Source organism: Brevibacillus choshinensis (assembly GCF_001420695.1).
GTDB lineage: Bacteria > Bacillota > Bacilli > Brevibacillales > Brevibacillaceae > Brevibacillus > Brevibacillus choshinensis.
Genome location: NZ_LJJB01000007.1, coordinates 613,365 through 637,530 on the forward strand (window position 1 = coordinate 613,365; position 24,166 = coordinate 637,530).

The 24,166-nt window shown below is 50.5% G+C and carries 22 protein-coding genes; 18 read left to right on the forward strand and 4 right to left on the reverse strand.

The window, feature by feature from the left end:
- Positions 1–61 precede the first annotated feature (61 nt).
- Both AN963_RS02885 and AN963_RS02890 read right to left on the reverse strand, forming a co-directional pair.
- Positions 62–439 carry a DUF3899 domain-containing protein gene (locus AN963_RS02885; protein WP_055743055.1) on the reverse strand — a complete coding sequence of 126 codons (378 nt, stop codon included), beginning with the start codon at positions 437–439 and terminating at the stop codon, positions 62–64.
- Positions 440–455: 16 nt separating this feature from the next.
- The gene (locus AN963_RS02890; protein ID WP_055743056.1) at positions 456–1,328 is read right to left on the reverse strand and encodes a LysR family transcriptional regulator; all 873 of its coding nucleotides are present in this window, start codon (positions 1,326–1,328) and stop codon (positions 456–458) included.
- Between the two features lie 128 nt (positions 1,329–1,456).
- On the opposite strand from AN963_RS02890, the gene AN963_RS02895 reads away from it, so the two are divergent.
- Entirely contained in the window at positions 1,457–2,362 is a 906-nt protein-coding gene (locus AN963_RS02895; RefSeq protein WP_055743057.1) for a PhzF family phenazine biosynthesis protein, read from the forward strand.
- Between the two features lie 84 nt (positions 2,363–2,446).
- On the opposite strand, the gene AN963_RS02900 is transcribed toward AN963_RS02895, so the two are convergent.
- A complete protein-coding gene (locus AN963_RS02900) occupies positions 2,447–3,412 on the reverse strand; it encodes a superoxide dismutase (RefSeq protein WP_055743058.1) in 966 nt (321 codons plus the stop codon).
- A gap of 170 nt (positions 3,413–3,582) precedes the next feature.
- On the opposite strand from AN963_RS02900, the gene racE reads away from it, so the two are divergent.
- From racE to AN963_RS02960, 12 genes are all read left to right on the forward strand, one after another.
- A complete protein-coding gene (racE, locus tag AN963_RS02905) occupies positions 3,583–4,407 on the forward strand; it encodes a glutamate racemase (protein WP_055743059.1) in 825 nt (274 codons plus the stop codon).
- Between the two features lie 77 nt (positions 4,408–4,484).
- Complete coding sequence (locus tag AN963_RS02910; RefSeq protein WP_055743060.1) at positions 4,485–5,537, forward strand: GerMN domain-containing protein; 1,053 nt, start codon at positions 4,485–4,487, stop codon at positions 5,535–5,537.
- Positions 5,538–5,818: 281 nt separating this feature from the next.
- Positions 5,819–6,580: a ribonuclease PH gene (gene rph, locus AN963_RS02915; RefSeq protein ID WP_055743061.1), complete on the forward strand. Its 762-nt coding sequence runs from the start codon at positions 5,819–5,821 to the stop codon at positions 6,578–6,580.
- Positions 6,573–7,175, forward strand: a complete 603-nt coding sequence (locus tag AN963_RS02920) for an XTP/dITP diphosphatase (RefSeq protein WP_055743062.1) — start codon at positions 6,573–6,575, stop codon at positions 7,173–7,175. Before rph ends, AN963_RS02920 begins: the two co-directional genes overlap by 8 nt.
- 46 nt (positions 7,176–7,221) lie before the next feature.
- Entirely contained in the window at positions 7,222–7,746 is a 525-nt protein-coding gene (locus tag AN963_RS02925) for a metallophosphoesterase family protein (protein WP_055743063.1), read from the forward strand.
- A gap of 139 nt (positions 7,747–7,885) precedes the next feature.
- Complete coding sequence (tig, locus tag AN963_RS02930; protein WP_055743064.1) at positions 7,886–9,178, forward strand: trigger factor; 1,293 nt, start codon at positions 7,886–7,888, stop codon at positions 9,176–9,178.
- Between the two features lie 306 nt (positions 9,179–9,484).
- Positions 9,485–10,066 (forward strand): ATP-dependent Clp endopeptidase proteolytic subunit ClpP, encoded by a 582-nt coding sequence (clpP, locus tag AN963_RS02935; protein WP_055743065.1) that lies wholly within the window; start codon positions 9,485–9,487, stop codon positions 10,064–10,066.
- Positions 10,067–10,086: 20 nt separating this feature from the next.
- Positions 10,087–11,352, forward strand: a complete 1,266-nt coding sequence (gene clpX, locus AN963_RS02940; protein ID WP_055743066.1) for an ATP-dependent protease ATP-binding subunit ClpX — start codon at positions 10,087–10,089, stop codon at positions 11,350–11,352.
- Between the two features lie 166 nt (positions 11,353–11,518).
- Positions 11,519–13,216, forward strand: a complete 1,698-nt coding sequence (gene lonB, locus AN963_RS02945) for an ATP-dependent protease LonB (RefSeq protein ID WP_055743067.1) — start codon at positions 11,519–11,521, stop codon at positions 13,214–13,216.
- A gap of 295 nt (positions 13,217–13,511) precedes the next feature.
- Positions 13,512–15,851, forward strand: coding sequence for an endopeptidase La (gene lon / locus AN963_RS02950; protein WP_055743068.1), 2,340 nt, complete (start codon positions 13,512–13,514; stop codon positions 15,849–15,851).
- Positions 15,848–16,504, forward strand: coding sequence for a ribosome biogenesis GTP-binding protein YihA/YsxC (gene yihA / locus AN963_RS02955; protein ID WP_055743069.1), 657 nt, complete (start codon positions 15,848–15,850; stop codon positions 16,502–16,504). The genes lon and yihA overlap by 4 nt, the downstream gene beginning before the upstream one ends.
- A gap of 48 nt (positions 16,505–16,552) precedes the next feature.
- The gene (locus tag AN963_RS02960) at positions 16,553–17,905 is read left to right on the forward strand and encodes a protein O-GlcNAcase (RefSeq protein WP_055743070.1); all 1,353 of its coding nucleotides are present in this window, start codon (positions 16,553–16,555) and stop codon (positions 17,903–17,905) included.
- Between the two features lie 62 nt (positions 17,906–17,967).
- Here AN963_RS02960 and AN963_RS02965 read toward each other — a convergent pair whose 3' ends face one another.
- Positions 17,968–18,909 (reverse strand): DMT family transporter, encoded by a 942-nt coding sequence (locus AN963_RS02965; protein WP_330218812.1) that lies wholly within the window; start codon positions 18,907–18,909, stop codon positions 17,968–17,970.
- A gap of 280 nt (positions 18,910–19,189) precedes the next feature.
- On the opposite strand from AN963_RS02965, the gene hemA reads away from it, so the two are divergent.
- The 5 genes from hemA (at position 19,190) to hemB (ending at position 24,161) form a co-directional block, all read left to right on the forward strand.
- The gene (gene hemA, locus AN963_RS02970) at positions 19,190–20,548 is read left to right on the forward strand and encodes a glutamyl-tRNA reductase (protein ID WP_055743072.1); all 1,359 of its coding nucleotides are present in this window, start codon (positions 19,190–19,192) and stop codon (positions 20,546–20,548) included.
- A gap of 65 nt (positions 20,549–20,613) precedes the next feature.
- Entirely contained in the window at positions 20,614–21,432 is an 819-nt protein-coding gene (locus tag AN963_RS02975; RefSeq protein WP_055743073.1) for a cytochrome C assembly family protein, read from the forward strand.
- 20 nt (positions 21,433–21,452) lie between these two features.
- A complete protein-coding gene (gene hemC, locus AN963_RS02980; protein WP_055743074.1) occupies positions 21,453–22,382 on the forward strand; it encodes a hydroxymethylbilane synthase in 930 nt (309 codons plus the stop codon).
- Positions 22,379–23,203, forward strand: a complete 825-nt coding sequence (locus AN963_RS02985) for a uroporphyrinogen-III synthase (RefSeq protein WP_236707861.1) — start codon at positions 22,379–22,381, stop codon at positions 23,201–23,203. The genes hemC and AN963_RS02985 overlap by 4 nt, the downstream gene beginning before the upstream one ends.
- Positions 23,187–24,161 carry a porphobilinogen synthase gene (gene hemB, locus AN963_RS02990; protein ID WP_055743075.1) on the forward strand — a complete coding sequence of 325 codons (975 nt, stop codon included), beginning with the start codon at positions 23,187–23,189 and terminating at the stop codon, positions 24,159–24,161. The genes AN963_RS02985 and hemB overlap by 17 nt, the downstream gene beginning before the upstream one ends.
- Positions 24,162–24,166 lie beyond the last annotated feature (5 nt).

Consider the following 24,166-nt stretch of genomic DNA (forward strand, 5'->3'; position numbering starts at 1 on the left):
GTCATTATGTATGTGTGGGATGGGTTGCGAGAACAGCGGTGTACAGGAGAGCGACTACTATTTATACGTAGTAGAAGCAAGTAAGGACGAGAGAAAACAAGATCATACCGAGCCCAGATGTTAGCAAGAGAGACGTTCCTTTTTGGAGGATCGCCTCTTTTTTTCGTTGGTAAGAAGGATCGTGAACCGCATAGAGATCACTATCCAGTACGCGTGGCTTGCGAAAGAACATGTCCTTCAACTGCTGGAATCCGCGAACAAACGCAGTGAAAAACCCTGAGCGAAGAACGAGGACCAAACAACCGAAAATCAAGAGAAAGAGTCCGAAGAGAAAGCTCTGGTTGATCACTGGCAGCAAGGTAGCGGACTGGGCGACAAGCCCTAGGACTACGCTGACGACAAGGAGTAGGGAGAAAAGAGAGAGCGTCCATTTTTTCACGGCGAGAACACGTCCTTTAGTTCGATGTGGATAGGTATCGTTGGGCCTCACGTAAAAAGGCCAAAACTGCCGGAGAACAATCCTCAAGCGAGCGAACGACGAGCCCGATCTGTCGATAAACAGGAGGAGCGAGCTCGATGACCTTGACCTGAGGCAAGTTGGTTGGCAGTGTGAGCTCGGGAACGACAGTCACACCGATACCAGCTTCAGTCATTGCGAGAATCGTTGCATTGTCTACGACCTCGTATTTGATCTGTGGTTTCAGATTCCTTTTGCCAAATTCGTTATACAACAGTAGCTCACAGCCTGCCATAGGCATGATAAAAGGTTCGGTAGTAAGCTGCTCGAAAGTGAGGGAATCTTCCTTCGCTAATGGATGGTTGACAGCCACGACAGCCTTTAACGGGTCTTTCACCAGCAGAATTCCATCCAGGTCCGCTTCCGGTAGAATATGGAAGCCCACATCAACCACCCCTGTACGAAGCCACTCTTTGATTTCCGGATACGTCCCTTCAAACAAACGAGTCTCCAATTGAGGATATAGGCCATTTAGCGCGCGTATCAGAGGGAGCACCAGATGCTCGGTCGCACTGGGAAAGGAGCCGATTCGAATCGTCGTATGTAACAGACCGACAGACTCTGAGGCTATCTGTTTGATGCGGGAGGATTGCTGCAAAATGATTCGGGCAGAAGCGACGACTTCTTCGCCAGCAGCAGTCAACTGAACGCCATTGCGATTGCGCACAAACAAGGAGATGCCCAGTTCTTTTTCCAAAGAGCCAATCGTATGACTCACCCCGGATTGACTGAGGCCAATGTCTTCACCGGCACGTGTGAAGTTGCCTCTATTCGCTACAGCGACCAAAACCTCGATTTGAAACAAGGTCATGCCTCTCGTCCTTTCATGAAAGAAATATCATGTCTAGCATGCAAAGCTCTCATTTTACACGGAATCGTACCAGATTTATGATAAATGCAAGAGAACAGACACGAATCATACAAAGGAGAGAGAGCACAATGAAACTGGTGAATGTCTATCACGTGGATGCTTTTACACAAAATCCTTTTGCGGGTAACCCTGCTGGTGTTGTTCCAGATGCTAATACTTTGACTGTACAGCAAATGCAGCGGATTGCCAACGAGCTAAACCTCCCCGAATCAGCCTTTCTCATGTCGAGTGAACATCCAGAAGCTGATTTTCGTATCCGCTATTTTACACCGACTACCGAGATCGACTTTTGCGGGCATGCCACCGTGGGCTCTTCCTGGCTGTTGGCGACGGAAAGAGGTTGGTTGGAAAAAGGCAGACCAATCGTGTTTGAGACGAATGTCGGGCTGATCCCTGTCGCGCTGGACATCGAAGCGGGTCAACTGCAAAAGGTGACGATGACCCAGATTGCTCCCTCCGTTCAGGAAATCGATGTGAATCGGGAGGAAGTCGCACGAATGGTAGGGATTCGGCTGGAGGATCTGGATGATCGCTATCCGATGAAGCTGGCTTCGACCGGTGGGCTGCATCTAGTGGTGCCTGTCCGGACGTGCGAGGCGATCGATCGTGCGGTACCACTTTTGTCAGAATTAGAGAGATTGAACAAACAGCATAGGATCACGACGACGCACTTGTTTGCGTCGGATGCGCCAGAAGGGTATGACGTGTACACGCGTGACTTTGCTCCGGCAATCGGGATTCCGGAGGATCCGGTCACGGGCGCTGCCAATGGTGCATTGTCAGGTTATTTGGCTCTGGAAGGCTTTTTGGAAAAAGGAAAAGTACACCATCTGGTCATTGGTCAGGGGCACGCGATCGGCCGTCCGGGTACCTTGTACGTAACGGTTGAACATACACGCGAACATCCAGTCATTCACGTCGGGGGCGCTGCACATGTAACGATTGCCGGCCAGCTTCGCCTAAAAGAAGAATAACAGCTATCTCGACAGGAATAACGGCCCCCTCCAAATCCACATTAGCTGGAGAGGTGGGGGCTTTTGTCTTTTCTATTGAGAGGCTCAAAACGGTTGCCATCGCAGCTTGCGCGCCTGTGAAAAGCGGTCCTCCACATACGGCCAGTTGACGATGTTCCACCACGCATCGACGTATTTCCCGCGGTCATTTTGGTATTGGAGGAAATAAGCGTGCTCCCAGACGTCGAGGGCAAGCAGGGGAATGGTATCCCACTGGGAGAGGTTCTGATGCTTTTCGGCCGTCAGGACTTCCAGATGCTGTGCACGTGGAGACCATACGAGAATAGCCCAGCCAGGTCCCTCCACCTTACCTGCCGCCTGCGTAAATTGATTTTTAAACGCATCAAATGAGCCGAAGTACCGCTTGATCGCTTCAGCTAGATCTCCACTCGGTTCACCGCCGCCTTCCGGGCTCATGGATGGCCAGAAGATCGTGTGAAGATAATGACCTGCGCCGTTAAATGCCAGCTCCCTCTCCCAGTGCCGAACCAAATCAAAATTTCCATTGGAGCGTGCCTCGGCTAGCTTCAGCTCGGCCGTATTGAGATCGTCGACGTATTTTTTGTGCAGCTTGTCATGATGGACGCGCATGGTTTCTGCATCGATGTGCGGTTCCAACGCATGGTAGTCGTAGGGCAGTGGAGGGAGTGTATGGCGTCCAGCAGTCAAGGGGCGAGCGACTGGTACTTGTACCGCCTCGCGTTGCAGGGGATAAGAGACCGGGGTCACGACAGCCTCTGCCACGTCCTGTTCATTCAGTTGCACGAGGCGTAGGAAACGGTGAAACTGCTCCTGGACTTCTTCTGCACGTACCACCAATTGGGGGAGCTCCTCTGACTGATTGCTCGAATCCAGGCGTGCAGCTTTTCGGCCCAGCTGTGTAAAGGTTTCTTCGAATTTGTGCAAATGACGCTCTAGCTCGCGATTTAATTTCTTGTGGCCTCTCAGATGTTCGATCCATTGGCGTCCCCACTGGCTCCAGTCCAGAAGTTGTTTCGTTTGCTCTTCCATTGAAATTCCTCCTGCCTTAGGTGATACTCTCTCTCTCAACGTATGAAAAGTGCCCAGAGAAGGTGCGACATTCGCGGAGTACAAGAAATTTAAACTACGCATATGGTAGTAGCACACATGTCAGAGTGGTATGCTGTACTATATTCATTACAACAGGGGAGACACAATGCATGAGTAGAGAGCGAGCGATAGCCGTCATTGATTCAGGAGTGGGAGGATTAACCGTAGCCAAGGAAGTCATGCGTCAGCTGCCCGAGGAACGGATCGTATATGTAGGTGACAATGCACGTTGTCCGTACGGCTCCAAATCGCCGGAAGAAATTCGTACCTACAGTTTTCAAATGATTGATTTTGTGATGAACACACCGCTAAAAGCGTTGGTCATCGCTTGTAATACTGCGACAGCAGTTGTTTTGGAAGAAGCAAAAGCGTATTTGCCTCTCCCGGTCATCGGCGTGATTGATCCTGGTGCACGTGCTGCCGTCCAGGCGACGAAAAGTGGTCATATTGGGGTCATCGGTACCGAGACGACGATCCGTACGAAGGCATATGAGCGTGCATTACTGCGCGTTCAACCAGATCTTACCGTGTCGGGCATGGCTTGTCCGGCGTTTGTGCCGTTGGTGGAAAATCATATGGCAGACTCCGACGAAGCACGGCGTGTGGTGAGAGAGACACTCGCTCCGTTGGTGGGCCAAGAGCTGGACACTTTGATTCTCGGATGCACACACTATCCGCTGCTCGCACCGATTATACAGGATGTCATGGGAGATCAAGTGACCTTGATCAGCTCTGCGGAGGAAACAGCACGTGAGCTTTCCCTTCAGATCGCAGCGATTGAGGAGCAGCCTAGTATCCGCCCGTCGACCGGCGTACCCCAGCATCTGTTTGTGACGAGTGGAGAAACAAATCGTTTCCGCTCGATCGCGGAAGAGTGGCTGGATTGCCAGGTGCACGTTGAGCATCACACCATGGAAAAGTCTTTTCAGTCGTAATTACCGACTTTCAAAGCATAAACCCAAGCCCTGCTCGTATACATGGTAGTACAAAGTGTCTGGAGGAGGGCTGGGATATGAAGATACGAAGCATTAGCCAAGCGACAGCTGTGCTAGGAGTCAGCGCCTTGCTGCTGTCAGGCTGCGGTCTCTTTGGCCCGGAAAAGGAAGCGACCAGTATTGATGCGCCGCCGCAGTCACAGGTGGCGGTAGAATTGCCGGATGCAACAACGCCTATTGATGGCTCTGCGCAAGGTACACAGACTGTCGCAGTAGGGACGGCTGAGCGTACGGTTTATCTGCTGGATGCAAACGGGTACGTCGTGCCTGTATCGTTGACTCTTCCGAAAGAAGAGGGTGTCGCCAAACAGATCCTGAGCTACATGGTCAAGGGTGGGCCAGTGGAAAGCTTGCTCCAAGGAGGATTCTCCGCCGTGCTGCCCCAAGGGACCGAGGTAAAAGGGCTTGTGATCAAGAATGGAGTGGCGACGGTCGACTTCTCCAAAGAGTTTAAAACCTATGAGGAAAAGGACGAGAAGCGGATACTGGATGCCGTGACCCGGGCCATGACAGAATTCAGCAATGTGAAGATGGTTCAGATCTGGGTAAATGGTACGCCGCTCACTGAGATGCCGGCAGCGAGCACGCCGATCACGCAGCTCGATCGTGGCCATGGAGTCAATCTCGAATTGGCTGATGGTGCGATACCAGGAAACACGTCCTCCGTTACGGTTTTCTTCCAGGGGCAGCTCGATGATTCGCGCACGTACTTTGTGCCCGTCACTCGGTTGATTCCTGCCACCACTGACCTAGCGAAGGCGACAGTCGAAGAGCTGATCAAAGGCCCAAAAGAAGGGTCACAGCTGTTCAGCTCCTTGCTGCGGACGACGCGTGTACTGGATGTGAAACAGGAAAAAGACCTGCTCACGGTCAATTTGAGTAACGATATTCTTAAGTATGACGAAGGCAAAGAGGCAAGCCCCGAAGCTTTGGAGTCTCTCGTACTTTCCCTGACGGAGAGCACGGGTGCTCCGAAAGTGCAGCTGCTGGTAGAGGGAAAACCTTTATCCAATGCAGACTACACCAAGCCGGTGAGCCGTCCTGTACAGCTCAATCCGATGCAGTTTTAATCCAATTCTGTTGCCTGACCACGTTCGTTACCGCGAGCGTGGTTTTTTAATGGACTGACTCGGGACGATTTCCAAAAGAGAACAACGCTAGTGAACCAGTAATGTCCTAATCACATAGTCACCTGCAACATTTTTTCGCAGGCATTCGTGTATATCCCGCAATTCATGCGAATATTTGCAATTAAGGCAAATAGCCTGTGGGCGTTTGTTCAGTGGCAGATCGTTTCCTGCCTCTGGTATAATGAGCAAAGTGTATCAAAGCGATTTAGGAGGAACTTGGAATGAGAGTGGATGGCCGCGCCCATGACCAATTGCGCCCTGTTACGATTACGCGCAATTACATTAAACACGCAGAAGGATCTTGCCTGATTGAAGTTGGAGACACAAAGGTGATTTGTACGGCGACCTTGGAGGAGAGGGTACCGCCGTTTATGCGTGGTGGCGGAAAGGGATGGATCACTGCCGAGTACTCCATGCTCCCACGTGCGACAGCTACGCGTAATGCACGGGAGTCGTCCAAAGGGAAAGTAGGCGGACGTACCATGGAGATCCAGCGATTGATCGGACGCGCTCTGCGTTCCGTTGTTCAATTAGAAGCAATGGGTGAGAGAACGATTTGGATCGATTGTGATGTGATTCAAGCAGATGGCGGAACAAGAACAGCTTCCATTACCGGGGCATTCGTCGCTATGGTCGACGCGATGCAAAAGCTCGTAGAAAGTGGCGTGTGGAAACAGTTGCCACTTCACGATTTCCTGGCCGCCACATCGGTAGGTGTCATCGGTGAAGAGACTTTGCTGGACTTGAACTATAAAGAAGATTCGACTGCGATCGTCGACATGAACGTTGTGATGACAGGCAAAGGCAAGTTCGTCGAGCTCCAGGGAACAGGGGAAGACGCACCATTTTCAGCGGATCAGCTTCAAGATATGATTGCACTTGCCAAGTCTGGGATCGGCCAACTTATTGCCAGCCAAAAACATGCGTTGGCAGATGTGCCGTTGACATTTGCAGATAGCGTTGCGGAGGGGAGCCATGTCTGATCGCAAGCAGGTGGTTCTGGCCACACGCAACCAAGGGAAAGTAAAAGAGTTCAATAAACTCTTTGCCGAATTGGGCTGGGAAGGAATCAGCCTGGCCAATTTTGACGGAGTCCCTGAAGTGGTGGAAGACGGAGATACGTTCGAAGCCAACGCTATTAAAAAAGCGATTACGATTTCTACATACTTGGGAATACCCGCAGTCGGCGACGATTCCGGATTGGAAGTTGACGCACTGCAAGGACGCCCAGGCGTATACTCTGCTCGCTATGCCGGAGAAGACGCGACTGACGAAGAAAACTGGCGCAAGCTCTTGCAAGAGCTCAGTTCAGTACCGGATGAAGAACGCACGGCACGTTTTCGGTGCACACTGGCCTTCGTAGAGCCAGGTCGTGACCCAGTCATTACTACGGGGGCATGTGAGGGAGTCATCGCGCACGAATCAGCTGGCACAAACGGCTTTGGCTACGATCCTGTGTTTTATTTACCCGAGCAGGGGAAAATGATGGCGCAGCTTTCACCGGATGAAAAAAACCAGATTAGCCACAGAGCACAAGCCATGCGCAATTTGCTGGAAGCCATCAAAGTAGAGGGCTAGCTACTATCACGATTCGGGAAAGAGAGAACAGGAGAGTGAGAGCGCAATGGGAATTCTGGTCATGAGCGATAGCCACGGTCTGGTAAGGGAAGTTCAGCAAGTCGCGGGAAGACATGCGGTGGAGAAAATATTGCACTGTGGCGATTTTTGTGTCGATCATTTGCGGGAGCCCTTTTCTCACATGACGCTCGTCCGCGGCAATTGTGACACGACAAAAGACGTGCCGACCGAGCAGCAGACGAAGTGGCGCTACTTGAATATCCTGCAAACCCACGGTCATCTATTCGGGGTGAAAAACTCTCTCTTGCGCCTCCATTATCGTGCTGAGGAGATGGGGGCGAACGTCGTCGTATTCGGACATTCCCACGTCCCTACATGCGGAGTGGTGCGAGACATTCTATTCCTGAACCCTGGCAGTCTGCAAATGCCTCGTGGCTTTGATGTGCCGACCTATGTCATTTTGGAGCAAACAGGAGTGGCGAAAAGTACCGTCCAGGTGACGGTTTCGTTCTTTGACCATCGGGGTAATCCCGTTCAAAGTCTAGGGGGAACCTACTCCTTGAGGCGCTAAATGAGAGGCTTGTTGAAAATGAAAAGATATGTGCTATACTAGAATGGTTATAATGGCTAGAATATTATCGTCCGAGCCCGCATCCTCATATTGCGTGGCTGACGGTGTTCTTTGATCCAATCTAGGAGGGGAAGTTTACGTGGCAGCAAATTGGGAAAAGGTAGAGAATAACCAGGGAGTCCTGACGGTTGAAGTAGATGCTTCGCAAGTAGACGCAGCATTGGACCAAGCATTTAAAAAAGTGGTACAAAAAGTTCAGGTTCCTGGATTCCGCAAAGGGAAAGTTCCGCGCAAAATGTTTGAAGCGCGTTTTGGTGTAGAATCTTTGTATCAGGATGCACTTGACATTCTGCTTCCTACTGCATACGGACAAGCTGTACAAGAAGCTGGTATCGATCCAGTTGACCGTCCAGAAGTAGATGTAGCGCAAATGGAGCAAGGGAAAAACCTGATCTTCAAAGCGACTGTGACTGTGAAGCCAGAAGTGAAGCTCGGTGACTACAAAAACCTGAGCATCGAAGACAAAGATTTCTCTGTAACGGAAGAAAGCCTCGACGCTGAACTGAAACGCATGCAAGAGCGTCATGCTGAACTGGTTGCAGTAGAAGAGGGCGCTGCACAAATCGGCGACCTGGCTGTCATCGATTTCGAAGGCTTCCAAGACGGTGAAGCATTTGAAGGCGGAAAAGCTGAAGACTACTCTCTGGAATTGGGTTCAGGTACTTTCATCGCCGGCTTTGAAGAGCAAGTAATTGGCTTGAACGTAGGCGAAGAGAAAGACATCACTGTAACATTCCCTGAAGAATACCACTCTCCAAACCTCGCGGGTAAAGAAGCGGTATTCAAAGTGAAGCTGAACAGCCTGAAGCGCAAAAACCTGCCAGCTTTGGACGACGAGTTCGCCAAAGACGTGAGCGAGTTCGACACGCTGGAAGAGCTGAAAGCTGACACCAAGAAAAAACTCGAAGAAAAAACAGAGCAAGAAAAAGATCAATATGTTCGTGAACAGCTCGTTCTGAAAGCAGCTGAAAACGCTGAGATCGATCTGCCGGCAGTTATGGTTGAGCATGAACTGGATCAAATGGTAAGCGAGTTTGGCCAACGCCTCCAATACCAAGGAATGACGCTGGAGCTGTACTACCAGTTCTCCGGTATGGACGAAAGCCAACTGCGTGACCAATTGCGTGCAGATGCAACATCCCGTGTTCGTACGTCCCTGACGCTCGAAGCAATCGGAAAAGCAGAAAACATCGAAGCAACCGAAGAAGATGTAAACGAAGAGCTGAACAAGCTGGCTGGCGTATATGGCCGACCTGCAGATGAGCTGCGCAAAATCTTCTCCGCGCAAGATGGTATGGCTGCTCTGTACCGCGACGTGCAAACTCGCAAAACAGTAGATTTCCTGGTTGCAGAAAGCAAAGTAAGTGCATAAGCTTAGGAAGAACGCATGATGGACCAGTGGTCGGGATATCCTGAACGCGAAAGAATTGATATGCGTTCGCGCTTATTGATTCTGGAGCGCATGTAAACTTTCCACTAAATCGCGGTCGCTCATCCCTGAACTGGCCGCGATAGGGGTTTACTTACTGCTATCATTGGAGAAAACAAGGCACGATTCGCTCGTGCCTTGTTTTTCCACCAATGGATAATTGTTACGTCCCTCTCACTGCAAATCGAGGTCGCATAGCCGCGAATTGTCCTCAACAGAGGTTCTTTTCGGCAAAGGAGGAACATACATATGTTGATCCCTATGGTCATTGAGCAAACGAGCAGAGGCGAACGCTCCTATGATATCTACTCGCGCCTCTTGAAAGATCGGATCATCCTTTTGGGCACAGAGATTGATGATGAAGTCGCCAATCTGATCGTCGCCCAACTGCTGTTTTTGCAGGCAGAAGATCCGGACAAAGATATTTCGCTATACATAAACTCTCCCGGCGGTTCTGTGACGGCGGGCATGGCTATCTACGACACGATGCAGTACATCAAGCCTGACGTTTCTACGATTTGTGTAGGAATGGCTGCGAGTATGGGGGCTTTTCTGTTGGCAGCGGGTGCCAAAGGCAAACGCTTTGCCTTGCCAAACAGTGAAGTCATGATTCACCAACCGCTCGGTGGCGTACGCGGGCAAGCAGAGGATATTCGCATTCATGCGGAATGGATTCTGAAAACCAAGCGCCAGCTGAATCAAATTTTGTCAGAGCGGACAGGTCAGCCTTATGAGCGTGTAGAGGCAGATACGGATCGCGACAATTTCATGAGTGCAGAAGACGCAAAGGCTTATGGCTTGATTGACGCTATTATTGAACGCAAAAACTGACCCGTTGTGAGGTGAAGCGCATGTTTAAGTTTAACGACGACAAAGGCCAACTGAAGTGTTCCTTCTGCGGCAAGTCCCAGGAACAGGTGCGCAAGCTGGTGGCTGGTCCTGGTGTATACATTTGTGACGAGTGTATCGAACTGTGCAATGAAATTGTACAGGAAGAACTGGGCACAGAAGAAGAAATCGACATGAAAGAAATCCCGAAACCAGTGGAAATCCGCAAAATCCTGGACGATTATGTAATCGGTCAGGATCTGGCGAAAAAATCGCTGTCTGTAGCGGTGTACAACCACTACAAACGGATTAACTCGGGTGCCAAGATCGAGGATGTGGAGCTCCAAAAATCCAACATCATGCTGATCGGCCCTACTGGTAGCGGTAAAACGTTACTCGCACAAACGCTGGCGCGCATCTTGAATGTACCGTTTGCGATCGCGGATGCTACTTCTTTGACGGAAGCAGGCTACGTGGGCGAAGACGTGGAAAATATTTTGCTCAAGCTGATCCAGGCTGCGGATTATGATGTAGAGAAAGCAGAAAAAGGCATTATCTACATCGACGAGATCGATAAGGTTGCTCGCAAGTCGGAAAACCCATCGATCACCCGCGATGTTTCTGGAGAAGGCGTACAGCAAGCTCTGCTGAAAATTTTGGAAGGTACGGTAGCGAGTGTTCCTCCACAAGGTGGACGCAAGCATCCGCATCAGGAGTTTATCCAGATCGATACTTCCAACATCCTGTTCATTTGCGGTGGTGCATTTGACGGGGTAGAGCAAATCATCAAACGTCGTCTGGGCAAAAAAGTTATCGGGTTTGGCGCTGACTTTGGTGAAGGCGTCAAAGGCGACCTGAAAGCTGGGGAGTACCTGAAACACGTATTGCCAGAAGACCTCTTGAAATTCGGTCTGATTCCAGAGTTCGTCGGTCGTTTGCCAGTTCTGGCTACGCTGGAACCGCTGGATGAAGAAACGCTCGTACGCATTTTGACCGAGCCGAAAAACTCCTTGGTGAAGCAGTACCAAAAACTGCTGAGCCTGGATGGCGTAGAGCTGGAATTCGATGCAGGTGCTCTCTTGCAGATCGCCAAAGAAGCGATCAAGCGCAACACCGGTGCGCGCGGACTGCGTGCGATCATCGAACAAATCATGCTCGATATGATGTACGAACTGCCATCTCGTGAAGATGTTGGCAAGTGCGTCATCACGGAAGAGACCGTACGTGATAAAGTGAAACCGCAACTCATGAACAAAGAAGGTCATGATGTCCGCGGTGAAACCGCATAAGCATTTTGCTGGAAAATGACCGCTCCGTGCATTCGGGGCGGTTTTTCTGTGTCTTGGCAAGGGCTGACAGAGCCACGGTTTATGGTTTACGTCTACGGTTGCGGGGCAATACTACAAGATATAGTTCAAGAGACGCTTTTACATAGGTGCAATGGGAGGGATTCAAATGGACTATACGACATTGGTTATTGCCGTCATTGAAGTAGTCGTTGGGATCGTAATTGGGACCTACTTTTGGAACTTGCTGAGAGCGCAGAGGAATACCAAGACATCCACGGAAAAGGAATCGAGAAAGGATCTGGATTCTATTCGTCGGATGAGGATGGTTGCACTGACTGAGCCTTTATCAGAAAAGACAAGACCGGCCAAATTGGAGGAAATCGTGGGGCAGGAGGATGGATTGCGGGCATTGCGCGCAGCGCTATGTGGTCCAAATCCGCAGCACGTCATTGTTTACGGACCTCCGGGAGTAGGGAAAACCGCTGCAGCGAGGGTAGTGCTGGAGGAAGCCAAGAAAAATCAACTGTCGCCCTTTACCACAGATGCCAAATTCATTGAGATTGATGCGACGATTGCCCGTTTTGACGAGCGAGGAATTGCTGATCCGCTGATTGGTTCTGTTCACGACCCGATCTACCAAGGGGCAGGCTCTCTCGGTCAGGCGGGTATTCCCCAACCCAAGCCAGGTGCGGTTACCAAAGCGCATGGTGGTATGCTCTTTCTCGACGAAATTGGTGAGCTGCATCCTGTGCAGATGAACAAGCTGCTAAAAGTGCTGGAAGATCGCAAAGTGATGCTGGAAAGTGCCTATTACAGCGAGGAGAATAGCCAAATTCCTTCGCATATTCACGACGTTTTCAAGTATGGGCTTCCTGCCGATTTTCGCTTGGTAGGAGCGACGACGAGATTGCCGGAAGAACTACCGGCTGCCTTGCGCTCTCGTTGTCTGGAGATCTTCTTCCGTCCATTAAAGGCGGGAGAGATCGGTAGCATCATTCGTACGGCCGTGACAAAAATGGATTTGGCCATCGACGATTCAGCAGTGTCTGTCATCGAACGTTACGCGACCAACGGAAGGGAAGCGATCAATACGCTACAAATCGCAGCGGGGATCGCTTTGACCGAAGAACGCAAGAATATTATCGCTGCGGACGTAGAGTGGGTCATGCACAGCAGCCAGAAGTCGCCACGTCCGGAAAAACAGGTGCATGAGACGCCACAGGTGGGCTTGGTCAATGGGCTTGCCGTATATGGACCGAACATGGGCAGTGTCATGGAGCTGGAAGTAACGGCTTCTCCTGCGAGAGTGCCAGGTCAAGGAAAAATGGCGATCACTGGCATGGCAGAGGAAGAGGAGATGGGGACTCGCAGTAGGACGATCCGTCGGAAATCCATGGCCAGAGGCTCGGTGGAAAACGTATTGACGGTGCTGAATCGCATGGGTGTACGTCCGTACGAATACGATCTGCACATCAATTTCCCTGGTGGTATTCCGGTGGATGGACCATCTGCCGGGATCACGATTGCTACGGCGATTTACTCCGCGATTCGTGGAATTCCTGTCGACAACTGCTTGGCGATGACGGGTGAAGTAAGCATTCACGGCAAAGTAAAACCGGTCGGGGGAGTCGTTGCCAAAGTAGAAGCAGCGAAACAAGCGGGGGTGACACGGGTGCTCATCCCTGAAGAAAACTGGCAAAGCATTTTTGCAGAAATGACGGGCATTGAAATCATTCCGGTCTCGACTGTTGCTCAGGTGATTGAAATGGCGGTGCCTGAGCAGGTTCAGCCTGAGGCAGAAACGGCTGGTTTCACCCTGCAATTGCCTGCTGAGGATCTGGCATCGTCGCCTTTTTCCTTGTAACACTCGGGAGCGCATGCAAATTAGACATCGCATTGCGTTTGCGCTACAATGGAAAAAAGCTTCTGCTTGCAAAGAGTAAAGGGCCAGTCCTGCTTTGCTTTTGGGGGCGCCGTGCGGGAGCAAAAACGGCTATTTTGGCCGTTTTTGCATGTACGACTATCAGAGGGTATAAACATGGACTCAGACGATAGGTAAAGCGTGACGAGGCTACGCCAGAGAGATTGGTGTAGCCAAGTTTTCTCATTAGCTGACTCTTGGTAAGAGGGATAGATTCAACAAGGAGAGGTGCATCCGCTTGGGCGAACGTTCCGGTAAACGAGAATTACCGCTTCTCCCGTTGCGAGGTTTGCTTGTTTATCCTACGATGGTTCTTCATTTGGACGTCGGACGCGAAAAGTCCATTCGTGCTTTGGAGCAAGCCATGGTAGATGACAACAAGATTTTGCTTGCGACGCAGGAAGAAGTACACATAGAAGAACCTGATGCTGAACAAATCTACAGCATCGGAACTGTTGCGCGCGTGAAACAGATGCTGAAGCTGCCAAACGGTACAATCCGTGTATTGGTTGAAGGCTTGCAACGTGCCAAAATCGAGGAATATCTTCAACAGGAAGATTATTTCGTCGTGTCTATTACATACTTGAAAGAAGAAAAAGCAGAAGAAAACGAAGTAGAAGCATTGATGAGGTCTCTGCTCAACCATTTCGAGCAGTACATCAAGCTGTCGAAAAAGGTTTCTCCTGAGACGCTTACGTCCGTACAGGACATTGAGGAACCAGGAAGACTGGCCGATGTGATCGCATCCCATTTGCCCTTGAAAATGAAGGATAAGCAGGAAATTCTGGAGACCGTCAACATCCAGGAGCGTCTGGAGATCCTTTTGACCATTCTCAACAATGAGCGCGAGGTTCTAGAGCTGGAACGCAAAATCGGCAATCGCGTCAAAAAGCAGATGGAGCGCACACAAAAGGAATACTATCTGCGTGAGCAAATGAAGGCGATCCAGAAAGAGCTCGGTGACAAAGATGGGCGTCAAGGGGAAGTCGACGAACTGCGAGCTCAGTTGGAAAAGTCCGATGCACCTGAGCGGATCAAAACCAAGATCGAGAAAGAGCTGGAGCGGTTGGAGAAAATGCCATCCACTTCTGCAGAAGGCTCGGTCATCCGTACGTACATTGATACGTTGTTTGCTCTGCCGTGGACGAAGACGACAGAAGACAATCTCGATATCAAACACGCGGAAGAAGTGCTGGACGAAGACCACTACGGTCTGGAAAAACCAAAAGAGCGTGTCTTGGAATACTTGGCTGTGCAAAAGCTGGTCAATTCCATGCGCGGTCCGATTCTATGCCTGGTAGGCCCTCCAGGGGTGGGGAAAACGTCCCTCGCTCGTTCTGTGGCGCGTGCGCTGGAACGTGAATTTGTGCGGATTTCACTCGGTGGTGTGCGTGATGAAGCAGAGATTCGCGGTCATCGCCGTACGTACGTAGGGGCATTGCCAGGGAGAATCATTCAGGGGATGAAGCAGGCAGGTACGATCAATCCAGTCTTTTTGCTAGATGAAATCGACAAGCTGGCTTCCGATTTCCGTGGAGACCCAGCATCTGCCTTGCTCGAAGTGCTGGACCCGAACCAAAATGACAAGTTTAGCGATCATTATATAGAAGAAACGTATGATCTGACGAACGTCATGTTCATTACGACAGCAAACAGCCTCGACACGATTCCGCGCCCATTACTTGACCGGATGGAAGTCATCTCAATTGCGGGATACACCGAGCTGGAAAAGCTGAACATCCTACGTGGCTACCTGCTGCCGAAGCAAATGGAAGATCACGGTCTAGGCAAAGATAAGCTGCAAATAAACGAGGATGCCATGCTCAAGCTGGTGCGTCTGTACACGCGTGAAGCAGGCGTGCGGAACCTGAATCGGGAAGCAGCCAATGTCTGCCGCAAAGCAGCTAAAATTATCGTGAGCGGCGAGAAAAAACGTGTGGTCGTGACCGCCAAGACGCTGGAAGCTCTGCTAGGAAAACCTCGCTTCCGCTACGGTCTGGCTGAGAAAAAGGATCAGGTCGGTTCTGTTACAGGTCTGGCTTGGACGCAAGCTGGCGGCGACACATTAAATGTGGAAGTCAGCATTTTAGCGGGGAAAGGCAAGCTGACTTTGACTGGACAGCTTGGCGATGTGATGAAGGAATCGGCACAGGCAGCCTTCAGCTACATTCGTTCTCGTGCGCACGAGTGGGGAATCGATCCCGATTTCCATGAAAAGAACGACATCCACATCCACGTTCCCGAGGGTGCGATTCCAAAAGACGGACCATCCGCAGGGATTACCATGGCAACTGCTCTGGTGTCTGCGCTGACAGGAATTCCGGTGAAAAAAGAAGTCGGAATGACGGGCGAGATTACCTTGCGTGGCCGGGTGCTTCCGATCGGTGGTCTGAAGGAAAAATGCATGTCTGCTCATCGTGCAGGCTTGACGACGATCATTTTGCCAAAGGACAACGAAAAGGACATCGAGGATATTCCGGAAAGTGTACGTGAGGCACTTACCTTCTATCCTGTAGAACATTTGGATGAAGTGCTGCGGCACGCACTGACCAAACAGCCGGTAGGTGACAAAAAATGAAAGTAACATCATCTGAGTTTGTCATCAGCGCTGTAGGTCCCAAGCAGTATCCAGAGGACGGCCTGCATGAAATAGCACTCGTGGGTCGTTCTAATGTAGGGAAATCGTCCCTTCTCAACAAAATGATGAACCGCAAAGGGCTGGCGCGCATCAGCTCCCGCCCAGGTAAAACCCAAACGTTGAACTACTTCCGTGTCAATCAAATGCTCTATTTCGTCGACTTTCCTGGATATGGCTACGCAAAGGTGGCGAAGTCAATCAAGGAAACATGGGGCAAGATGATAGAAGGATATCTGAAAAATCGCCAGGAGCTTCGCTTTGTCATCCAATTAGTGGACATTCGCCACGCGCCGAGCAAGGACGATATTGCCATGTACGATTGGTGCAAGCAAATCGGGATTCCGACCGTGGTAGTCGCAACCAAAGGGGATAAGATTGCACGCGGACGTTGGCTGCAGCATACAAAAGTAATCCGTCAAAGTCTGCGCTTGCGCGGTGATGACACGATCATTATTTTTTCTTCAGAGACAGGACAAGGCAAGGATGAGCTGTGGGGCGAAATTCTCCGCCGCTTGCGTGCCAATGACCAAGAGCCAGAAATGGATTCACAGCAGGAGATTCCTGCGACGGTTTCCAACAAAACGACTGAATGACCGAATAAGTCGTGACCCAATCCGGAGGGAGAAGGGGAGGCAGTTTTCGTGAGCGAGCTTGAGCGCTTTGCCGTACGCGGTGTGATCGAAGGTTTCTATGGAACGCCCTGGACGCATGCAGAGCGGCTGGACATGATCGATTTTTTGAGTCGGCATGAATACAACACGTACTTCTATTCCCCCAAGGACGATTTGTACCTGCGGGAAAAGTGGATGGAGATGCACCCTGAATCAGCCTCTCGTGAAATTAATGAGCTGATTTGTGCCACCCAAAAAGGGAATGTACACTTCGTTTACTGTCTGAGTCCAGGCTTGAGTATGGAGTACTCGAATCAAGAACATCGTGCTCAGATTCTACGGAAGTATCGTGCGATGTTTGACAGAGGAGTTCGGCATTTTGCTCTCCTGTTTGATGATATCCCGATGCACCTCCTACACCCGGCAGATGTAAAGCGATATCAACATCTGGCAGATGCCCATGTTGATGTGACGATGAATGTCTGGGACGAGGTACGCCGTTGGTCGGATCAAGTCGAACTAGTGATTTGCCCGACTCAATACAACGGTCTGGGAAAAGAACCGTATATTCAGTACCTGGGTTGTCACCTACCAGAAGTGATCGACCTTTTCTGGACAGGGCGCTTTGTCTGTTCCCCGTTTTTAACGGATGGGGATGCCGAACGATTCCAGAAACATACCATGCATAAACCATTGTACTGGGACAATTATCCAGTTAATGATTTGGCGATGGCAAACGAGCTACACATTGGGCCGCTTCGTCATCGTGATCCCGATTTGTGGAGCCATTCCGCAGGTTATGTAGCGAATGCGATGTCCAGACCAGAATGCTCGAAGATTCCTTTGATTACGACGGCAGCCTATTTGCGAGATCCATTGGGCTATGATCCGCACACTGCTTGGGAAAAAGCGGTGAACGAAGTGGTAGGATCTAGGGATGCCGCTGCGTTTATGCGCTTTGCCGATAACGTGCAGAGTTCATTTCTCAATGAAATTGAATCTCCTGCGATGATGGAAGCCTTTTTGAAATTTCGCTTTCAGTTCCTGCAGGGAGATCGACGCGAGGCGGTTTCGCATTTACAAACGCTGTTTTCCGAGATGGAGGAGTCTGCGGAGCAATTGCTGCAGGGGATGACGAATCAAAAGCTGGCAACAGAGTGCAGACCTTGGCTAGAGAAGTACCGACACTGGGCAAAGGTCGGTCAATCGGCGGTAGGACTGGTCGAGGCAGGGACGAGTGGACGACTGACACAAGCCGCTTTTCACTTGCTGAAGCTCAAGCAATGGCTCAAACGTACGGAAAAACTGCCGCAAAAAGTGTGTGGGCAAGTCATGAATATATTCGTGGAAGCCGTGCTGCAGGAAGTGCGAAAGGCGACATAGTCGGGCGTTATAAAGTAAAAGGTTCCTTTTCCGGTAGAGGAGAAGGAACCTTTTGTTCTTGATCAGGCAGATTCACTGCCATCAGTTGCTTTTCGCTTTCGCGTGCGGCTGTTGCGGATCCATTCCTGAATGGGCAGCTCCGCGAGAATCATCCCGACAAAGATCATCAGACACCCTGTGAGCTGTCGTCCGTTCAACACTTCATGAATGAAAACGAACGAGGTCAGTGCAGCAAATACGGGCTCCAGAGCGAAAATGAGTGCGACCCTGGTTGAGCTGGTCTGCTTTTGCAGGGCGGTTTGGGCCAGAAAGGCCAAGGCTGTTGCAAAAATCGAAGTGATGATGAGACCAAATGCAACTTCCGGCATGAATAAGATCTGTGGGTCAAACGCACGACTCCAGTCTTCAAAGAAAAACGCGTAGATCCAACTCATGACTGCGACCGTTCCTAGCTGGGTAATCGCGAGGGGCAATGCAGGAAAGTGCGGCGCGTATTTGCCCGTAAATACGATTTGCATCGCAAAGCAGATCGCACACCCAAAGACGAGCATATCACCTAGGTTAAACGAGAACTCCTGATTTTGGGTCAACAAGTATAGACCAACTGCTGCGAGAATAACGCCTACGATGGCAGCCGGCTTGACGCGCTCTTTCATCAATAGGAGCGAAAACAACGGTACGAGTACCACGGACAATCCAGTGATGAAGCCTGCTTTGGATGGTGTGGTGTACAAGAGCCCAACCGTTTGCAAGGCGTATCCGAGACAGAGCCAAAAACCGAGTATCACGCCCGCCTTGAACAGCGGACCGCGCCATTCCCTCCATTGATGACGGTACAAGACTGCTTGGATGATGAGAAGAAATAGAGCAGCGACGGTAAAACGGACTGCGTTGAACGTATTTGGAGGCAACGATGTGATCGCCTGCTGCACGATCAAGAACGTAGTCCCCCAGATAAAAGCGATTAGAAGCAGCGTTATGTCTGCCATCCATGGTTTTTTCAATGCTTCTTTTCTCTCCCTCCAGCACAATTCGAAATGTTTCTGATGTTCTCATATCTAGCCGCATCATATGACATTCTACGCATGAACGCAAGCTGATCTGATAAAGACTTTCGACATCAGAAGGCTAGATCAAAAGCCATAGAACAGCCCGGTTTTCATGCAAAGTGCACTCCGTTAATAAATTTTTCACAATTACTCGTGGTCGATTCTGGACATAATGTTATAATAATAGTGCATTTTACACATGGTGTAGGTAAGCACGTCATTCTGGGAGGACATTATGGATATTCTTTTGCTGGGCCTCAATTATAAAACGGCCCCTGTCGAAATACGCGAAAAGTTCACGTTTAGCGACGATGGGACCGCCCGCGCTCTTCATCTACTCTCCCAGACGAAGAGTATTGCGGAATGTATTATTCTCGGAACGTGCAATCGCACGGAGATCTATGTTGTGTGCGATCAGGCCAATATCGGCCGTGACTATACTCGCCGCTTTTTGGCGGAGTGGTTTGGCGTGGAGAAAGAGCAATTTAAGGATCATTTGTATATAAAGGAAAACGATCAGGCCATCGACCATCTTTTCCGTGTCTCTTCTGGTCTCGATTCCATGGTAGTGGGGGAGACGCAGATTTTGGGCCAAGTACGGGATGCCTTCCTATTGGCGCAAGAGCACGCGACGACGGGGACGGTGTTTAATACCCTCTTCAAGCAAGCAATTACGTTTGCCAAGCGCGCCCATACAGAGACGGCGATCGGACAAAATGCCGTATCCGTCAGCTACGCCGCGGTAGAGCTGGGGAAAAAGATTTTCGGTTCCTTTGCTGGTAAATCCGTACTGATCGTCGGTGCAGGCAAAATGAGTGAGCTGACTGCCAAGCATTTGCATGCGAATGGCTCCGAAAAAGTACTCGTGGCCAACCGGACACTGGAGAGAGCACAGGTGTTGGCTGAAAAATTCAAAGGGGACTCCTGTACAATGGAGCAGCTGCCAGAGGCACTGCTCACCGCAGACATCGTCATCAGTTCGACCGGGGCAAACGGTTATGTCCTGGGGAAAAACGAACTGGCCCCCATCATGAAAAAGCGCAAGCATCGCCCGTTGTTTATGGTGGACATTGCGGTGCCACGCGATCTGAATCCGGATTTGCACGATCTAGATAATGTGTATCTGTACGACATTGACGATCTGGAGGGCATCGTTGCGAGCAACGTGGCGGAGCGTTCCCGGGAAGCAGACCGTCTGGATGCCATGATTCAAGACGAGATCGTCGCTTTTACCAACTGGTATCAAACGTTGGGAGTGGCACCTCTGATTGCTGCCCTGCGTGAAAAAACGTTGGGTATTCAAACCGAAGCGATGCGGAAAATCGAAAACAAGCTGCCTAATCTGACAGAGCGAGAGATACATATCATCCGCAAGACGACAAAAGGAATCGTCAATCAACTCATGCACGATCCGGTTGTGCGTCTGAAAGAAATGGCGGCTTCAAAAAATGGAGAAGAAGTACTGGAGATGTTCTCCAAGATGTTTGCCTTGGAGGAAATTCTGGAACGCACGGAACAGGAAGCCAAATGGGCAGACGAGAAAACCAAACAGGCTCCTCGTGAGCAGGTTCTGGCCTCCCGCGTCCGTGATTAAGCAAAGCTGTTCAGTTACGGACATCCATTGATAGAAACCGATTGGGGAAAGAGGGGAGAGAGTGCATGGCCGAGGTGAGATGGATCTACGACCTGACGATCTTTCTCTACGCTGCAAGTGTTCTCTTCTATTTTAACGACTTCTTGCAAAGCAACCGGAAAGTCAATCGCCTGGCTTTCGGGTTGCTTGCTGTCGTTTGGGCCTTGCAAACCGCTTTTTTTGTGTCACAGACAATAATGAAGACGTATTTTCCTGTCATCACTTTGTTTGAAACGCTCTTTTTTTATTCGTGGGTGTTGGTAAGTCTATCACTTGCCATTCACTATTTTTTTCGAATAGATTTACTGGTCTTTTTTACCAACATCATTGGGTTCGTTGTTCTGGTCATGTCGATGTTTTTGCCGGAGACTCCGATCGTTGCTGTCTCTAGCATTTTGACTTCGGAATTACTCCTGACTCATGTTACACTAGCGATGTTTAGTTATGGAGCATTTTCCCTCTCGATGATTTTTTCGGGAATGTATTTACTGCAGCACAAGATGCTCAAGGAACGGCGATGGACACCGATGCTCAGACGATTGCCGAGTCTGGATCAACTGGAAGGCTATGCCTACCGGATGAACATGCTGGGTGTGCCGATGCTGCTGCTGTCCATTGTATTAGGGATTATTTGGGGAAAAATGGTATTGCCAGATAAGTTCATGCTAGATGCGAAAGTAGTTCTTTCCCTGTTGGTTCTCGCGAGCTATTCGTTCTGGCTTTATAAGCGTTATCGAGATACGATGCCGATACGAAGGATGCAGCAGTGGAACGTTCTGGCTTTTGCCTTGCTGTTGATCAACTTCTTTGGGGCAAACACATCTACATTTCACAGCTGGTGGTAAGGCTGTTCTAGGAGGCTGTCATGAAAAAATGGAACGTAGGCACGCGCCGCAGCAGATTGGCGCTTATACAGACAAATTGGGTTGTCGATCAACTGAAAGATGTCGCTCCCGAAGCGGAGTTCACCTTGCATGAAATCGTGACCAAAGGCGACCGCATCCTCGATGTGACGTTGTCCAAAGTCGGTGGAAAAGGGTTGTTTGTAAAAGAGATTGAACAGTCTCTTTACGATAATGAAACGGATTTCGCTGTTCACAGCTTGAAGGACATGCCTGCTGAATTACCGGAGGGTCTAGTAATCGGAGCGATCCCCAAACGGGTAGACCCACGAGATGTCCTGCTCTCCAAAGATGGAAAAACGCTGGATCAACTGCCAGAAGGCGCTGTAGTCGGTACGAGTAGCCTTCGTCGCGCTGCTCAACTGATGGCATATCGTCCTGACATCCAGATCGAATCCTTGCGCGGGAATATCGATACGCGGATGCGAAAGCTTGAGGAAGGCAATTTTGATGGAATAATTCTGGCGGCTGCAGGATTGGAACGTGCTCATTTCGAAGGAACGATCTCGCAGTTTTTGCCGGTAGAAATCAGCTTGCCAGCAGTTGGTCAAGGTGCATTGGCAATCGAATGTCGCGCTGATGATGAAGAAACACTCGAGCTGCTGCGACGTCTGGACGATCAGCCGACGAGATTGGCCGTTACAGCTGAGCGCAGCTTCCTGCACAAGCTGCAAGGTGGCTGTCAGGTGCCGATCGGCGCTTATGCGACCATCGGTGAAGGAGATTTGATTACCATGACGGGAATGGTCGGCTCCCCGGATGGCAAGCAAATGTTCAAAAATACGGCGAGCGGTCATGATCCGGTAGCCTTGGGCATACAAGTAGCGGAGGCGCTGCTTGCACAAGGTGCGGGAGAGGTATTGGCTCAGGTGCTGCGGGAGAATCAGCAATGACCATGTCAGATGCGCAGGTTGAATCTGCTGGACCGTTAGCAGGCAAGCGCATCATGGTGACGCGAGCTCGTAGCCAGGTGTGGGAGCTGGTGGAAAAGATCGAAGGATTGGGAGGAGAGGCTTATGCCTTTCCTCTTCTGAAAATGGTAGCGCCCGAGGATAAACGACATCTGGATGAAGCCATCGCCCAGTTGGGGAAGTTTGACTGGCTGATCTTCACCAGCGTCAACGGAGTACGTTTCTTTTTGGAGCGGATGAATGAAATCGGTGTAGGGATCGATGCGATCAAAGGCCAAGTGGCAGCCGTCGGACCCAAGACTGCCGCGGTCCTGAACGATGAAGGACTGGAAGTAGCGGTGATCCCGTCTGATTATGTGGCTGAAGGGCTATTGACCAGCCTTCACGATCGACTGAGCCCCGGTCAACGAGTTCTTTTGCCAAGGGCAGACATCGCTCGCAAGGCTCTACCTCAGGAGCTTGCTGCACTGGGCTTGGAAGTGACAGAGGTGGATGTTTATCATACCGTCATCGATGGCAAGCAAGCTCCTGAGGCTGCTCGTCGCTTGCGGGATAAAGAAATTGATGGCATTTTGTTTACCAGTTCTTCCACCGTGACCCATTTCGTACAAGCGATGGCCCCTTTTGCGGGAACAGGATGGCTCGACCAGGTACAAATCGCCTGCATCGGGCCCATCACCGCAGAAACAGCAAGGCAAAATGGGCTGACCGTTCATGTTACAGCAACGGAATACACAGTGGAAGGCTTGCTAGAAGCATTGATAGATAATCTGGGAGGGAAAGACAATGGCACAAACATTTGACCGCCATCGCCGCCTGCGTAGAAGCGCGGCCATGCGCAATCTGGTTCGGGAAAATCACGTTCGGATGGAGGATTTGATCTATCCACTGTTCGTAGTAGAAGGAAGCAACGTCAAAAACGAAATCCCTTCGATGCCCGGTGTGTACCATTTTTCCTTGGATAAATTGGCTATCGAGATGAAAGAAATTGTGGCCGCAGGGATCGAGTCCGTCATCATGTTTGGTGTACCGGAAGAAAAAGATGCGTGCGGATCTGGAGCCTATGACGATACGGCAATTACCCAACAAGCGATTCGTCTAATCAAAGAAGCTTATCCAGAGATGATCGTCATCGCGGATACCTGTCTGTGTGAATATACCGATCACGGTCATTGCGGCGTGCTGCATGATGGAGATGTCGACAATGACGAGTCACTCAAGCTCTTGGCACAAACAGCCGTTTCTCAAGCAAAAGCAGGGGCGGATATCATCGCACCTTCCAATATGATGGACGGTTTTGTGATCGCGATCCGTGAAGCGCTGGATGAAGCCGGCTTTGAACATATTCCGATCATGTCCTATGCAGTGAAATATGCTTCGGCATTTTATGGACCTTTCCGCGAAGCAGCGAACTCTACACCGCAATTTGGGGATCGCAAAAGCTACCAAATGGACCCTGCCAACTCGCGTGAAGGCCTACGTGAAGCAGCTTCCGATGTGAAAGAGGGAGCGGACTTCCTGATCGTGAAGCCGGGTCTCGCGTTCATGGACATGGTCGTGCGCCTGCGTGAAAACTTCAACCAACCAATCGTCGCTTACAACGTAAGTGGTGAGTATTCCATGGTGAAGGCAGCGGCTGCGAATGGCTGGATCGACGAAGAACGGATCGTAATGGAAACGCTGGTCGGCTTTAAACGTGCGGGTGCAGATTTGATCATTACGTATCATGCCAAAGACGTTTCCAAATGGCTGAAGGGGTGAGTAGA

Bases quoted from the DNA above. Each gene is read 5' to 3' on its own strand.
- AN963_RS02890 (WP_055743056.1), bottom strand. From the start codon at position 1,328: ATGACCTTGTTTCAAATCGAGGTTTTGGTCGCTGTAGCGAATAGAGGC.
- AN963_RS02895 (WP_055743057.1), top strand. From the start codon at position 1,457: ATGAAACTGGTGAATGTCTATCACGTGGATGCTTTTACACAAAATCCT.
- AN963_RS02900 (WP_055743058.1), bottom strand. From the start codon at position 3,412: ATGGAAGAGCAAACGAAACAACTTCTGGACTGGAGCCAGTGGGGACGC.
- racE (WP_055743059.1), top strand. From the start codon at position 3,583: ATGAGTAGAGAGCGAGCGATAGCCGTCATTGATTCAGGAGTGGGAGGA.
- AN963_RS02910 (WP_055743060.1), top strand. From the start codon at position 4,485: ATGAAGATACGAAGCATTAGCCAAGCGACAGCTGTGCTAGGAGTCAGC.
- rph (WP_055743061.1), top strand. From the start codon at position 5,819: ATGAGAGTGGATGGCCGCGCCCATGACCAATTGCGCCCTGTTACGATT.
- AN963_RS02920 (WP_055743062.1), top strand. From the start codon at position 6,573: ATGTCTGATCGCAAGCAGGTGGTTCTGGCCACACGCAACCAAGGGAAA.
- AN963_RS02925 (WP_055743063.1), top strand. From the start codon at position 7,222: ATGGGAATTCTGGTCATGAGCGATAGCCACGGTCTGGTAAGGGAAGTT.
- clpP (WP_055743065.1), top strand. From the start codon at position 9,485: ATGTTGATCCCTATGGTCATTGAGCAAACGAGCAGAGGCGAACGCTCC.
- clpX (WP_055743066.1), top strand. From the start codon at position 10,087: ATGTTTAAGTTTAACGACGACAAAGGCCAACTGAAGTGTTCCTTCTGC.
- lonB (WP_055743067.1), top strand. From the start codon at position 11,519: ATGGACTATACGACATTGGTTATTGCCGTCATTGAAGTAGTCGTTGGG.
- yihA (WP_055743069.1), top strand. From the start codon at position 15,848: ATGAAAGTAACATCATCTGAGTTTGTCATCAGCGCTGTAGGTCCCAAG.
- hemA (WP_055743072.1), top strand. From the start codon at position 19,190: ATGGATATTCTTTTGCTGGGCCTCAATTATAAAACGGCCCCTGTCGAA.
- AN963_RS02975 (WP_055743073.1), top strand. From the start codon at position 20,614: ATGGCCGAGGTGAGATGGATCTACGACCTGACGATCTTTCTCTACGCT.
- hemC (WP_055743074.1), top strand. From the start codon at position 21,453: ATGAAAAAATGGAACGTAGGCACGCGCCGCAGCAGATTGGCGCTTATA.
- AN963_RS02985 (WP_236707861.1), top strand. From the start codon at position 22,379: ATGACCATGTCAGATGCGCAGGTTGAATCTGCTGGACCGTTAGCAGGC.
- hemB (WP_055743075.1), top strand. From the start codon at position 23,187: ATGGCACAAACATTTGACCGCCATCGCCGCCTGCGTAGAAGCGCGGCC.